This window comes from Haladaptatus litoreus (genome assembly GCF_900156425.1).
Taxonomy (GTDB): domain Archaea; phylum Halobacteriota; class Halobacteria; order Halobacteriales; family Haladaptataceae; genus Haladaptatus; species Haladaptatus litoreus.
On record NZ_FTNO01000001.1, the window covers coordinates 994,874 to 1,007,695 of the forward strand.

General features: G+C 60.5%; 17 protein-coding genes and 1 pseudogene. 10 read left to right on the forward strand and 8 right to left on the reverse strand.

Features of this window, described 5'->3' with window-relative positions; all coding sequences use genetic code 11:
* Nucleotides 1-32: 32 nt before the first annotated feature.
* Entirely contained in the window at nucleotides 33-581 is a 549-nt protein-coding gene (locus BW974_RS05175) for a putative phosphothreonine lyase domain-containing protein (RefSeq protein ID WP_076428630.1), read from the reverse strand.
* 75 nt (nucleotides 582-656) lie between these two features.
* Nucleotides 657-1,343, reverse strand: a complete 687-nt coding sequence (gene nth, locus BW974_RS05180; protein ID WP_076428632.1) for an endonuclease III — start codon at nucleotides 1,341-1,343, stop codon at nucleotides 657-659.
* Nucleotides 1,344-1,458: 115 nt separating this feature from the next.
* Here nth and BW974_RS05185 point away from each other — a divergent pair, with 115 nt between their 5' ends.
* The 3 genes from BW974_RS05185 (at nucleotide 1,459) to BW974_RS05195 (ending at nucleotide 4,117) form a co-directional block, all read left to right on the forward strand.
* Nucleotides 1,459-1,782 (forward strand): hypothetical protein, encoded by a 324-nt coding sequence (locus BW974_RS05185; RefSeq protein WP_076428634.1) that lies wholly within the window; start codon nucleotides 1,459-1,461, stop codon nucleotides 1,780-1,782.
* A 169-nt stretch (nucleotides 1,783-1,951) separates the two neighbouring features.
* A complete protein-coding gene (gene mvaD / locus BW974_RS05190) occupies nucleotides 1,952-2,926 on the forward strand; it encodes a phosphomevalonate decarboxylase MvaD (RefSeq protein WP_076428636.1) in 975 nt (324 codons plus the stop codon).
* 66 nt (nucleotides 2,927-2,992) lie between these two features.
* Nucleotides 2,993-4,117 (forward strand): NAD(P)/FAD-dependent oxidoreductase, encoded by a 1,125-nt coding sequence (locus BW974_RS05195; protein ID WP_076428638.1) that lies wholly within the window; start codon nucleotides 2,993-2,995, stop codon nucleotides 4,115-4,117.
* Here BW974_RS05195 and BW974_RS05200 read toward each other — a convergent pair.
* The gene (locus tag BW974_RS05200) at nucleotides 4,114-4,470 is read right to left on the reverse strand and encodes a hypothetical protein (protein ID WP_076428640.1); all 357 of its coding nucleotides are present in this window, start codon (nucleotides 4,468-4,470) and stop codon (nucleotides 4,114-4,116) included. The genes BW974_RS05195 and BW974_RS05200 overlap by 4 nt on opposite strands.
* Nucleotides 4,471-4,600: 130 nt before the next feature.
* Here BW974_RS05200 and BW974_RS05205 point away from each other — a divergent pair, with 130 nt between their 5' ends.
* Nucleotides 4,601-4,816, forward strand: a complete 216-nt coding sequence (locus BW974_RS05205) for a hypothetical protein (RefSeq protein WP_245799902.1) — start codon at nucleotides 4,601-4,603, stop codon at nucleotides 4,814-4,816.
* 50 nt (nucleotides 4,817-4,866) lie between these two features.
* Here BW974_RS05205 and BW974_RS25410 read toward each other — a convergent pair whose 3' ends face one another.
* From BW974_RS25410 to BW974_RS05225, 4 genes are all read right to left on the reverse strand, one after another.
* Nucleotides 4,867-5,223 carry a hypothetical protein gene (locus BW974_RS25410; protein WP_084186195.1) on the reverse strand — a complete coding sequence of 119 codons (357 nt, stop codon included), beginning with the start codon at nucleotides 5,221-5,223 and terminating at the stop codon, nucleotides 4,867-4,869.
* 108 nt (nucleotides 5,224-5,331) lie between these two features.
* The gene (locus BW974_RS05215; RefSeq protein WP_076428644.1) at nucleotides 5,332-5,622 is read right to left on the reverse strand and encodes a DUF6360 family protein; all 291 of its coding nucleotides are present in this window, start codon (nucleotides 5,620-5,622) and stop codon (nucleotides 5,332-5,334) included.
* Nucleotide 5,623: 1 nt separating this feature from the next.
* Nucleotides 5,624-7,402: a nitrite/sulfite reductase gene (locus tag BW974_RS05220; protein ID WP_076428646.1), complete on the reverse strand. Its 1,779-nt coding sequence runs from the start codon at nucleotides 7,400-7,402 to the stop codon at nucleotides 5,624-5,626.
* Nucleotides 7,403-7,521: 119 nt separating this feature from the next.
* Nucleotides 7,522-7,824 carry a DUF8134 family protein gene (locus tag BW974_RS05225; RefSeq protein ID WP_076428648.1) on the reverse strand — a complete coding sequence of 101 codons (303 nt, stop codon included), beginning with the start codon at nucleotides 7,822-7,824 and terminating at the stop codon, nucleotides 7,522-7,524.
* A gap of 317 nt (nucleotides 7,825-8,141) precedes the next feature.
* On the opposite strand from BW974_RS05225, the gene BW974_RS25415 reads away from it, so the two are divergent.
* From BW974_RS25415 to BW974_RS05245, 6 genes and pseudogenes are all read left to right on the forward strand, one after another.
* Nucleotides 8,142-8,279, forward strand: coding sequence for a hypothetical protein (locus tag BW974_RS25415; protein ID WP_175609627.1), 138 nt, complete (start codon nucleotides 8,142-8,144; stop codon nucleotides 8,277-8,279).
* Nucleotides 8,276-9,463, forward strand: a pseudogene (locus BW974_RS26395) (DR2241 family protein); the annotation flags it as partial. The gene BW974_RS25415 and the pseudogene BW974_RS26395, both read left to right, overlap by 4 nt.
* Nucleotides 9,437-9,922, forward strand: a complete 486-nt coding sequence (locus BW974_RS27430) for a hypothetical protein (protein ID WP_394329565.1) — start codon at nucleotides 9,437-9,439, stop codon at nucleotides 9,920-9,922. The pseudogene BW974_RS26395 and the gene BW974_RS27430, both read left to right, overlap by 27 nt.
* Nucleotides 9,923-9,926: 4 nt before the next feature.
* Nucleotides 9,927-10,754 (forward strand): uroporphyrinogen-III C-methyltransferase, encoded by an 828-nt coding sequence (gene cobA / locus BW974_RS05235; protein ID WP_076428652.1) that lies wholly within the window; start codon nucleotides 9,927-9,929, stop codon nucleotides 10,752-10,754.
* A complete protein-coding gene (locus tag BW974_RS05240; protein ID WP_076428654.1) occupies nucleotides 10,754-11,827 on the forward strand; it encodes an anthranilate phosphoribosyltransferase in 1,074 nt (357 codons plus the stop codon). Before cobA ends, BW974_RS05240 begins: the two co-directional genes overlap by 1 nt.
* Entirely contained in the window at nucleotides 11,824-12,120 is a 297-nt protein-coding gene (locus tag BW974_RS05245) for a ferredoxin (RefSeq protein WP_245799903.1), read from the forward strand. The genes BW974_RS05240 and BW974_RS05245 overlap by 4 nt, the downstream gene beginning before the upstream one ends.
* On the opposite strand, the gene BW974_RS05250 is transcribed toward BW974_RS05245, so the two are convergent.
* Nucleotides 12,107-12,784 carry a precorrin-2 dehydrogenase/sirohydrochlorin ferrochelatase family protein gene (locus BW974_RS05250; protein WP_076428656.1) on the reverse strand — a complete coding sequence of 226 codons (678 nt, stop codon included), beginning with the start codon at nucleotides 12,782-12,784 and terminating at the stop codon, nucleotides 12,107-12,109. The two genes, BW974_RS05245 and BW974_RS05250, sit on opposite strands and share 14 nt — an antisense overlap.
* Nucleotides 12,785-12,822: the final 38 nt, after the last annotated feature.

Here is a 12,822-nt window from a genome sequence, read left to right on the forward strand (position 1 = left end):
GGTTCCCGAATTTCGAGATTTCAATATAAATTTCACGACCGGTATCGAGCAGGCATCGAAAGCCCCCATTCTTCGGCCGTCTCCGCGACGACTCCCTTGGCCGTATAGATGTCCGGCTTGTAGAACAGTTCGTGTTCCACGTCGTATTCGTTCCGGAGATGTTCCCGGACGCGGTCAACGTCGTGTTTTGCGAAGTAGTTGGGCGTGTAAACGACAATCATGTAGTCGTCGTAGGGCAATTCCTCGTAACCGAACGTGGTCATGGCCTTGACGGCCCAAATCACGCCCTCGCTCGCGTCATCGAGGATTTCGGGCCACAGTTCTTCGATAGTTTCCGCCGAGCCGGTGAGTTGCCACTTTCCAATCGTTTTCTCCTGTTCGAGTGCTTCGCGGTCGATTTCTCGAACGGCGTCTTCGTCCACGGGCGGAAGGTCATCGGCTGTCACGTCTTCCGGGCGAGTTACGTCGTGTTCGGTGAAATAGCCATCACCACCGATTCGTGGGCTGTCGCTTACGTCCCGGCTCCGCAACCAGTACGTGCCTTCCTCCGTGATTTCGGTCGGGGACTTCTGAGTGGACATGTCTGTATTTCTGATTAATTTCGAATAAAGCAAATCCGTGAGCCGAAAGTGAAATCGACGAACGATTACCGAGTTCTATCCCCACGCCTCACCGCTGGCGAGGTCTACGTCGTTGTCGAGCTTCGAGGACGGACAGATGTCTTGCAGCACACAGTCATCACAATCAGGGTTCCGGGCCGTACAGGTTGCCCGTCCGTGGCTGATGAACAGATGGGTCAGCCACTGCCAGTCCTCCTCGTCTACGAACGTCATCAGGTCGGTTTCGATTTTCTGCGGCGTCTTTTCCTCCGTCAATCCCAATCGCCGCGACAGTCGCTGGACGTGTGTATCGACCACGATTCCCTCGACCACGTCGTGGCCGTGCTGAAGCACCACGTTGGCCGTTTTCCGCCCTACGCCTGTCAAATCGGTGAGTTCGCTCATTGTGTCCGGCACCTCGCCGTCGTGTTCCTCGATGATGGTCTGGCAGGCGCTGTTTATCCACTTCGCCTTGTTGTTGTAGTAGGTGATCGAGTTCAAATCCTCGGCGAGTTCGTCCACGTCCGCGTTCGCAAAGTCAGACACCGACTGGTACTTTTCGAACAGGTGTTCCGTCTCCTTGTTCACGCGCTCGTCGGTACACTGGGCCGAGAGCATGACCGCGATGAGCAGTTCGTGGCGCGTCGAGAAGTTCAGTGAAATCGTCGCGTTCGGATATTCGTCGTAGAGTCGCTCCAGAATCTCCGCTAACTGTTCTTCCCGCGTGTCGAGTTGGACGCCCATGCGATGTGGTTGGCGGGACGGGGTTTCAGTAATTCGATGTTTGTGTGGACGACGAAGGTACAACTGTGGTGTTCGTCGGGTTTCGGGTTTTACGAGAGTGAGAAAGCAACTGACGATGGAGACGAGTCGTTTGCAAATCACGACTACAAAGGACGCCCTCGCTCATCACTCGCTCGTTCTTCGCTTCGCCCGTTGCCACCAGGCCGCCGGGGCCGGGCGCGCCCAGCGCGCCCGGTCAAGCCTAATTAGGTCTGCCGCTTTTTCGGAAACTCGTCTTCCGACACGCGACGGCAAGCCACTCGGTCACTTGGCGGGGCCGAGGCAACCGCCCTCGGCCCGCCTGCTGTCTTGGTGGCAACGGGCGAGCGAGAAAGGAACGAGTGGCGAAGCCACGAGTGACTGCCCGAGCGAGGGCGTGGCGTACAGTCGTGACTTCTAGAGTCATCGCAGTACCAAAGTCAGCATCTCGAAGTCGTGACTTCTGCGGTCGCAGTCGCTCAAGTTCCACCAAGCACAGCAGTCACAACCGCTTTTTGAACACCAAACTACGTCTATTCCCCTTACCGTATTCCAGAGAGTTTAAACGCCCGTCACACACCCATCGACGTATGAAAGCGACCGCGAAGGCCCACCCGATTCAGGGACTCGTCAAGTACCACGGAATGCGCGACGAGGAACAACGATACCCGTACCACGACAGCATCAGCGTCTGTACCGCCCCGAGCCACACGAAGACGACCGTCGAGTTCGACGATTCGCTCGATTCCGACACCTTCGTCGTTGAAGGCGAGGAACTGACGGGGCGCAAAGCAGACCGCGTCAGAACGGTAGTCTCGCGTGTGCGTGAACTCGCGGGCATCGACACTCGCGTTCGCCTCGAAAGCGAGAACAGTTTCCCGTCGAACGTCGGCCTCGGTTCCTCTTCGTCCGGGTTCGCCGCCGCCGCGATGGCTTGCGCGGAAGCCGCGGGACTCGACCTCTCGCGCCCCGACATTTCGACTATCGCGCGCCTCGGGTCGTCCTCCGCGGCGCGCGCCGTGACGGGTGGTTTTTCCGACCTCCACATGGGGCTGAACGACGAGGACTGCCGTTCCGAACGCCTCGAATCGCCGCTCGAAGACGACGTGCGAATCATCGCCGGATTAGTTCCGGCGTACAAGGAAACCGAGGAAGCCCACCGCGAGGCCGCCGACAGCCACATGTTCGAGGCTCGACTCGCACACATCCATGACCAACTCGTGGAGATGCGGGATGCCTTGCGCGAGGGCGACTTCGACCGTGTCTTCGAAACCGCGGAACACGACTCGCTTTCGCTCGCCGCGACGACGATGACCGGGCCTGCGGGATGGGTGTACTGGAAGCCCGAAACCATCAAAATCTTCAACGAGGTTCGAAGACTGCGGGAGAAAGAGGACGTTCCGGTCTACTTCTCCACCGACACGGGCGCGAGCGTCTACGTCAACACGACGGCGGAACACGAGGAGTACGTGGAGGAAGTCATCGCCGACTGCGGCGTCGAAACCATGCGCTGGAAGGTCGGCGGCCCTGCCGAAATCCTCCATGAAAGCGAAGCCCTGTTCTGAAGACGAACGCGAACCCCTGTTCTAGCGGGGAGTACGCCTTTAGCCCTCCTGTTCCTATTCTCTCCTATGCAGGTTGCTGTCCTCGGCGCTGGCTACGCTGGTCTTACCCTCGCCAGAAAACTCGAACGCTCCCTTCCGGACGACGCGAACCTCGTCGTCGTCGAGCAGACCGGCGAGCATCTGGTGCAACACGAACTCCACCGCGTCATCCGCAGACCGTCGCTGGCGGACGACATCTCGATACCCTTAAAAGACGTTCTCGACTGCGAAATTCGAGAGGAAAGAGTCGAATCCATCGACCCGGACGAAAACAGGGTCGTGTTTGAGGATTCGGAACTCGAATACGATTACGCCGGGGTCTGTCTCGGCGCGGAAACCGCCTTCTACGACCTGCCGGGCGTGGAAGAGCACGCAACTCCCCTAAAGCGATTACACCACGCGGAGACGATTCGGGAGGAGTTTTTCGCCAACGAGGGCGGCCGCGTCGTCGTCGGCGGTGCCGGACTCTCGGGCGTGCAAGTCGCGGGCGAACTCGCCGCACTCGCCCGCGAGGAGGAGGTGGGGGCGGAAATCGTGCTTCTTGAGCAGTTCGACACCGTCGCGCCTTCGTTCCCCGCCAATTTCCAGCAGGCAGTCCAAAAAGAACTGGACAAGCTCGATGTGGAGATTCGAACCGGAACCGCCGTCGAGCGCGCGGATGACACGGAAATCACGCTGGCAAACGGAACCGCGCTTCCCTACGACCAGTTCATCTGGACGGGCGGTATTCGCGGCCCGGATGCACTCGGTGGTGACCGACCGCAGGTCGATAGCACGCTCCGACTCGGCGACGGAACCTTCGTCGTCGGCGATGCCGGAAAAGTCGTGGACGCCGAAGGGGAAGCGGTTCCGGCGAGTGCCCAATCCGCAATTCGGGAAGCCAGAGTCGTCGCAACGAATATCGCGCGACTGGTAGGAGACACGAGCGACGGCGGCGGTGACGTGTTCGACCCGCGACTCGACCAGTTTTCGTTCAATTCGCCGGGGTGGCTGGTTTCTGTCGGGGACGGTGCGGTTGCTCAGGTCGGCCCGACGGTGGTGACTGGCAAACCAGCGAAAGCACTGAAAACGACGGTCGGCGCGGGCTATCTGTACTCAGTCGGTGCTGTCCGGAATGCGGTGGATTTGCTCGGAGAAGAGTTGGGTGATTAGATGCCCGGAATGCCGAGTGCTTCGAACGTCAATACGTCCATGATGGCCAGCGCGTAGGTGATGGCGACGACCGAGAGCCAACCGATGAGTGCGATGCCGATGGCGTTGCCCCATCCGCCGGGATAGCGGAAGTTGATGACCCAAATCCACGCGACGAGGACGACTATCCAGCCGAACAGCCAACCGAGGAGGAACGCGACGATGACGCCGACTATCGACCCGACGATGGCCGTGATGAGCGCGTATCCGTAGTCGTCGGTTTCCGTCACGACTCGCGCACCGATGTAGATGCCGAGCGCGCCGATGAGCAGGCTCACGACGAACCCGACAACTGACCCAGTGAGGGATATCATACGAATCGTTCTACGGCGAACCTATTTTTATATGAACCGCTTGTCCCTCGGAAAGGTGCCCGTGGCCGAAAAGTATATTATGTATAAGTCCAGCAGTAGCTTTAAGGTACTGGCCTATCCATGCCTCACCATGGCACGCGAAAGCACACTTGACACGATTCTGATGGGCGCGGTTGGCGTTGGTGCCGCCGCAGTAATCGGCACACGGGCAGTCAAATACTACCGAGAACGACAACGGCGTTCAGAGCCACATGTCGTCTGCACAGACTGTGGAGAAGCGATGCCGGTCGATGAGTTACTCGACCCGGTCGTCACCTGCGGCTGTGCGACGGTTCGAATGGAATAAAGAAATCCGCGTGCCAGACGTTCATTTTCAACAAAACGAGCCGGGGAACGTTAGACGCGGCGAAGCGTACCGCGAAGTCCCCGCTCAGCTACTCCGATGAGGAGCAGGGCGAAGAGCGCGACGACGAGCCAGCGTCCCGTCTGGGAACTGACCGCTTCCGCGAACAGCCCCAGCAGGTCGAAACCGACGGCCTGGCCGAGTGCGAACAGCAACAACACGAAGCCGATGACTGCGAGTCCCGACATCAAGCCGGTCTTCGCGAGCCAGTTCGACGAACTCTCGCTTTTGCGACGGTTGTTCTGCGCTTGTGGTTGCTGTTTCGCACCGCCCTGTCCAGCAGTTTCTTTCTGTGTGGTTCGTTGACTGCTGTCGTTACGGTCTCTATCGCCGTTTTGTGGTTGGGGCATAGTGAATCATCCCCGTCAAGGGAAAGAACACCCACGCCTAAAGTTATAGAGCAGTTAAACGGCGTGTTATGGGATGTCTATGGAGATTTACGGAAGTGCTATTCGAATCTACGATTGCCCCTCTTTTTCGACCGAATCGGCATACCGCTCCAACTCACCGGCCAACTTCCGTGCATGCTCCGGCGACAGAGTAACCGTGTCGGCGTGCGCAGGCAGATGTTCCAACCCGGTGTTGTCCAGTTCGAGTTGGAGCAGTATCTCGTCTGGCGCATTCTCGCCGCGCGGCGTTTTGACGTTCAGAACCCCCACGGCCTCCTCCGTCCAGCCATGACCTTCAGCGACAGCGTCGATGAGGTCAAACGTGGTGTAGGCGTTCACCGACAGGACGCGGTCTGCCATCTCAGTCGTCCCCTGAAATCGCGTCGTCCGGACTGTTCGGGGCCGGACTGGCCTCCATCGCGTCGTCCTCCGCGTACGGATACCACGTCTTCTTCGTGTTGTGCATATACGGGTCGTCGTAGGAGGTCTCCTCAGGTTTGGCGAGGGTTTCCAGTCTATCCTCGTGGCGGGCCTGCACGAACTCGCGGAACGTTTCGCCATCTTCGCGTTCCTCCGAAAAGCCGTGAATCAGGTTCCGAATCGCGCCGGGAACCTCGTCCGCGGCGATTCGCTCTCGAATCCACGTCGCAAAGCTCGGGTCTTGGCCGAGTCCACCGCCGACGCCGATGTCGAGGGCTTCGACTGCTTCGCCGTTCTTTCTGGTTTTCATCCCGCGCAGGCTGATGTCCGCGATTTGCGGTTGGGCACAGGAGGCGGTACAACCCGACAGGTGGATGTGGAAGTTCTCGATGTCGTCGGGCAGTTCGACGTTGTCCCGAAGCCAGCGCGAGAGGCGAACCTGTCGGTTTTTCGTCTCCACGATTGAGAGCGAACAGAACTCCGTTCCGGTACAGGCAATCGACCCACGCTGGAAGGGGTGCGGGTCGGGACTATAGCGGTCGAACAGCGGTTCGTCCAGCATCGCGTCGAGGCGGTCTTCCGGAACGTCCGTCAGGATGATGTTCTGTCGCTGGGTGAGTCGCGCTTCGCCGGAACCGTACTTCGTGGCGATGTCGGCCATCTCGATCATATCCTCTGCGCCGACGCGACCGACGAGGACGTTCAGGCCGACGTAGTAGTTGCCGTCGGGTTGCTCGTGGACGCCGACGTGGTCTGCGTGGCCGTGGTCGTCCGGAACCCCGGCGTTGTACGAATACTCCTCGCGGAGGTCGTCGCCCGCCGTTTTGAGGTAGAAATCGACGTACTCCTCCTGCAACACCTTCCGTATTTTTTCGGTTCCCCACTCATCCACGAGGAACTTGATGCGCGCTCGTCGGCGGTTCTCGCGGTTGCCGTAATCGCGGAACAGGCCGGAGAGACCACCTAGAACCGGAACGACTTCGTCGGGTTCCGCGAACACGTCGATGTCGCGGGCGAATCGCGGTTCGCGTCCGGCGAGGCCGCCACCGACGCGGACGTTGAATCCACGAACCGTCTCGCCGTCGATTTCCTTCTCGGCGGGTTCGATGCCAATGTCGTTGATGTCGCCCTGCCCACAGCCTTCGCGGCACCCTGTCACGGACACCTTCCATTTCCGGGGAAGGTTCGCGTACTCCGGATTTCCTTTGAAGTTCTCGTTCAAATCCTGTACGACGGGGAGTGCATCCACGAACTCGCGTTTGTCCTTGCCAGCGACCGGACAGCCGACGATATTTCGCCACGAATCACCACAGGCCTGTTTGGTCGAGAGCCCTGCGTCTTCCAATCTTTCCCAGATTTTCGGCACGTCTTCGATGTTGACCCAGTGCAGTTGCACCGCCTGCCGCGTCGTCACGTCGGCGTAGCCGTTTCCGAACTCCGGATTTTCGGCTGGCCCGACGGCGAAATCGCGCGCGATTTCGCCGATGACGCGCAGTTGGCCGGGTTCGAGGACGCCGCTCGGCGGCCCGATTCGCATCATAAAGTAGCTTTCCTGTCCGTCGCGCTGGTGGTACAGGCCCCACCATTTGAACCGCTCGAACCAAGCGTCGTGTTCGTCGTCCGGGATGGCGTCCCAGCCCTCCTCGGCGAACCGGAGCATGTGCTCCCGTATCTCCTCGCCGTACAGCTCGTCCTTCCATTTTTCCACGTCGGTCGGCATGGGACATCGTACTGAATCCACCCGTAAACCCCCGCGCTCCGCGTCAATCTCCGCCGGGGGTCGGGAATACCGGCAAGAATTTCGGAGACGTGCGACACGGGGAAAAAGTCGGAAACGGGTTACCGTGGCGAATGGACGCCTTCGACTTCGACGGGCCGGAAACTGTCTTCACCCATTTTCCCGATTTGGAGCCAGCCCGTGGTTCCGTGTTCGCCACAGCCGATACACTGGCCCCCAGTGCGGGCTTCGACCCAACGACCATCCACACCCACGTCGGTGAACACTTCGACCACGAAGAAAGAGACATCACAGTCGCAAATACCGTGGCGGGCGAGCTTCCAGACGTTGCTCACGCCGACGATTCGTGTGTTTTCCACGTTCACCCACGCACCCTCGTCCAGCGTGCGAACCGCGATAGCCATGCCAGCACATCGGTCAGCCCGTGACCTGAACGCGTCGGCAGTCGCAATCTACGCCGCGTCGGATGACGCGTCATGACAGGGAAAACGTCCTGTTCGGGTTTCGTACCGACACGAAACCCAAAAACGGCCCGTTTGTGTCTGTCAGAGTTACCCTCGAAAATTACCGTAACGTGGGAGCATCGGCTGGTATTACGCCAAGACGCACCGTTTAGGAGCCGTACCGTAAATCGGGAGGTGATGAGAAGCAACGATAGCGACGAACGTCGGTACCGCCACGACACCGTCGCGGAACCGTCGAATCGGGGAGGTGTCGAGACGTGAGCGATAGCCGAAACGACGGCCATGCGGACGACCACTTGGAGGACGTCCCGGACGGAAGCGGCTGTACCGAAATCTGGGAACATCTCTCGGAGCGTCGAGACGGAGACGAAGACGAGGAAACGGTCGAAGAATGAGTAGCGCTGCACTCGTACTGGTCGGGCACGGGTCGCATCTCGACTCGGAATCCGCCCGACCGCTGTACGACCACGCCGACGAAATCCGTTCGCGCGGCGTGTTCGACGCCGTCCACGAGGCGTTTTGGAAGGAAGCACCCTCGCCCCGCGAGGTGCTTCGAACCGTCGAACAGGACGCAGTGTACGTCGTCCCGCTGTTCACCAGCGAGGGCTATTTCACCGAACAGGTGATTCCACGCGAACTCAGAATCGCGGATGGGTGGAATCTCGACGTGGACAAATCGGTCTACTACACCGACCCCGTCGGCACGCACGAGGCGATGACCTCCGTCATCGCCCGGCGTGCCGAGCGCGTAACGAACAATCCAAACGTCGATTCCGGCGTCGGCCTCGCTGTCGTCGGCCACGGCACTGAACGCAACGAAAACAGCGCGAGAGCGACACAGGCCCACGCCGACTGCCTCCGCGAGCAGGGACGATTCGACGAGGTTCGAGCGCTGTTCATGGACGAAGACCCGCGAATCGATGACCTCACGGAACACTTCGAGAGCGACGAACTCGTCGTCGTCCCGCTGTTCATCGCGGATGGCTACCACACGCAGGAGGACATTCCCGAGGACATCGGACTGACCGACGACGCACCCGCTGGCTACGACGTTCCTGCTGAAGTGAGTGGGAAAACCGTCTGGTATGCGGGCGCGGTCGGAACGGAACCGCTGGTCGCCGATGTGATTCTCGAACGCGCGGGGGATGCTGGTGCGGAAATCGAGAATTCGGGTACCGAGAGTGCAAACAAATCGGATGAAACGGATTCAACATTCGACCACCGCCGCGAGTTTTTGCGATGGCTGGAAAGTGCGAGTCGGCCGATTTCAGAATCCGAAACCGAAACCCGAATCGAAAAAACGTGGGGCCAACTGTCCATCTCGATTCGATTGACCGATAACGGAGAGCGCGAATACGAAATTCGTCACGTCGAAGACCGCGAAAGGGATACTTCCGCTCTCGACATCTACCGCGACCCGACCGCGATACGCGACCTCTCGCGGTTCACCGACGATGGCGACTACCGCCCGCTCCGAACCGCCCCGACACTGCCGACTGGGTGGTCGTTCGAGACGGCGAATCCGGACGAACTCTATCGCGTCGTGGACTGGGTGTACCCCGCGACAGTTGCTAACTGGAGCAAGGAACGCGAAGGCAACCTCGACGTGACGCATTTCGAGGAGACGGCGGAGCGCCAAACCGGAATCTACGCGAACATCGAGAATCTCGACCGGAAGGCACTGGAAAACGCTGTCGTGGCCTGTTGTGCCGATTCGCAGTGTTGCAAACGCAGGGAGTGGGACGCAGCGGAAAACGACGAAGTCGAGGTTCCCCGCGGCGACGGCGAGTTTCCGTGCAGGGAGCCGTGTTCGCTGTTCGTCGCCGCGGCGCGCGAATTTCTGGCGGTGGAGCGGAGCGATGCAGAAAGTACAGAACCGACGTTCGAACGAACCACGGAGCGCGATGCGGACGAGCGACTTGCGTTCGTGGACGGCGTCGAAACCGGGCGACCCGTCCGCGACGGCGAAATGAGCGACCCCGCGAACCGCTACCGGGCGCGGTACCGCCGCGCGAAGCAGTTCGCAGCGGAGCGATGATTCGATGCACACAGGAACAGTCTACTTAGTCGGTGCAGGGCCGGGCGACCCGGAACTGCTGACGGTAAAGGCACGCAAACTACTGGATTCGGCGGATGCAGTCCTCCACGATAGGTTGGCGGACGACCGAATCGTGGCGTCCTGCTCGGACACCGCCGAAATCGTCTCGGTCGGCAAGCGACCCGGCCCGGACGGCGAGCGAACCACGCAGGAGGAGATTCACCACCTGCTGGTTCGGAAAGCCCGCGAAGGAAAGGACGTGGTTCGACTGAAGGGCGGTGACCCGACGGTGTTCGGCCGCGGCGGCGAGGAGGCGGAGCACCTCGCCGCCGCCGGAATTGACTTCGAAATTGTCCCCGGCATCACGAGCGCGGTCGCCGGGCCGGGCGTCGCCGGAATCCCGGTCACCCACCGCGACCACGCATCCTGCGTCACCGTTCTCACCGGCCACGAAGACCCGACGAAACCGGAGAGTGCACTCGATTGGGACGCGCTCGCCGCGACCGTTCAGGCGGGCGGAACCCTCGTTATCCTCATGGGTGTCGGCAGACTGCCGGACAACGTGGCCGCGCTTCGAGCGGGCGGCGTGTCCGAAGACACCCCTGTTGCAATGGTCGAGCGTGCGACCCGCGAGTCGGAGTTCACCGTCACCGGAACGCTCGGAACCATCGTGGAACGACGGGACGAAGTCGGTATCGAACCGCCCGCGGTAACCGTCGTCGGCGACGTGGTGAACGTCCGTGACAAGGTCGTCGAATACCTCCAAGGTGCGCCGTCGGTCGGGTTCGCCCCCGCGCCGGAAACAGCAGTTTCGGACAGGGGTGTCGAGTGATGGCACCAACTGAATTGCGAGATTTGATGTCGCAGGTCGGTTCCGGCCCGAAGTCCGCCGAGGACATGAACTACGACCAAGCGTACTCGGCGTTCGAGCACATCCTCTCGGGGGACGCCGACCCGACCGCACTCGGCGGGTTTTGGGTGGCGAATCGGTGGAAACGGAACACGCCCGAAGAACTGGCTGGATTCCTCGATGCCATGCGACATAATTCGGTGGAAGTCGCTTCTCCCGAGGCAGTCGCCTCTTTCGCTCCCGACACAAATCCAGTGGATTGCGGCGCGAACTACGACGGGAAACGTGAAACCGCACTGCTCGGCGTGGCCGCGGGATTGGTTTCCGCCGCCTCGGGAACCCCCGTCGTCGTCCACAGCGGCGACCGAGTGCCGATGACCGAGGGCTGTGCCTACCGCCACGTTCTGTCGGAACTCGGTGTCGAAACCGACCTCGAACTGGAAGATAGCGCAAACATGGTCGATTCTGTCGGCTTCGGTTTCTACGACCAGTCGCGGTTCAACCCCGGCGTGGACGCGCTCCTCAACCGCCGCTCTGCCGTCGGTGTTCGAACCTTCATCAACACGGTGGAAACGCTGACAAATCCCGCCGACGCAACCGTACATCTCGGCAGTTTCTACCACCTCTCCTTTGCGAAGCGAATCATCGACACACTCCGGGAAAGTCGGACTTCGACGGTCGAGCGAGCAATCCTGTTTCAGGGATTGGAGGGCTACGACGACATTCGACCGGGATACACGAAAGTCGCCGAGTGGAGCGCTGGTTCGAAGGAGTTGACCGACTACGAAATCGAAACCGCGAACTACGGCATGTCGTTCGAACGCGACGACCTCGAAGTAGGAGACGTTTCCGCCGACTCCGCAAAAATTACGGAGTCGGTGCTCTCGGGCGAGCGCGACGACAAGTTCGCCGACGCGGTCGCGCTCAACGCGGCGTTCCGAATCTACGCCGGAGGTGGCGCGGCGTCACTCGAAGATGGGCTGGAAATCGCCAGAGAGACGATTTCGGACGGGAAATCCCTCGACGGCCTCTCGAAATTGCGGAGGTTCGCGTGACGAATACGCCGCCAATCGAAAAAAAGCCGTACAAAATCGTCTTCGAGGGCGGGCGCTGTTTCGGCGCGGGAAAGTGCGCAGAGGTGGCGGACAACTGGGAGATGGACTTTTCGACCGGACTCGGCGCGCCGAAAACGTACTTTTTCGCGGAGGACGAACTCGCGGCAAACGTCCGCGCTGCGGAGGTTTGCCCGGCGAAAAAGGATGCTGGCGTCATCCACGTCATCGACCGAGAAACCGGGGACGAAATCGCGCCGAACCCGCACGGCGACGGCACCGTCAGTCTGGATTGAGCACGTCGCTGACGACTCGGGTTGCTTCGTTTCGGGCGGCGATTCCGACGGAATCGCCGCCGCTTTCCCTGTTGTTCCGATTCTCGATAGCCTCCCAAACCGCTTCCGAGTTGATAACCGCTCGAACCGCCTCGCGGCGGTTCTTCGCGGGAACGTCTCGCTCTTGCAACGTCTCCCGAATCTCCGCGGTCAGTTCGGCCATCTCGTCCGCGCCGCCAAAAATCGGTTCGATTTGCTGGCGAAGATATTTGCTCAAAGCGGGGCTTCGTCCGCCGGTTCCGACCGCCGCGATAACATCGCCGTCCCGAACCGTCGCCGGGACGACGACGCTTCCGATTTCTCTGTTTCCGTGTTTGTCGGCGCGGTTGACGAGGATGCCTCGTTTTATCGCCGTTGTTTCAATCGCCTCGTTGAGCGCGCCGTCGTCGGTTGCGGCGACGACGAGCGCGGGCGCAGCTCGGTCGAACCAGTCCGAAAGGTCGTCGGGCGAGACGCGGGCTTTGATTTGCGACACGGATTCAGCGCAGAGTTCACGGGTGAACTCTGCGCTGACGACAATGACGGTTGCTTCTTGTGCGAAAAATCGGGCTTTCCGACAGCCGACGCGACCCCCGCCGAAGACGAGGACTGTCTCGCCAGCGAAATCGTGAAACAGGGGAAGCATTCGATTCGGAACTCGTAGGCGAGCGGTTTGAATTTCGT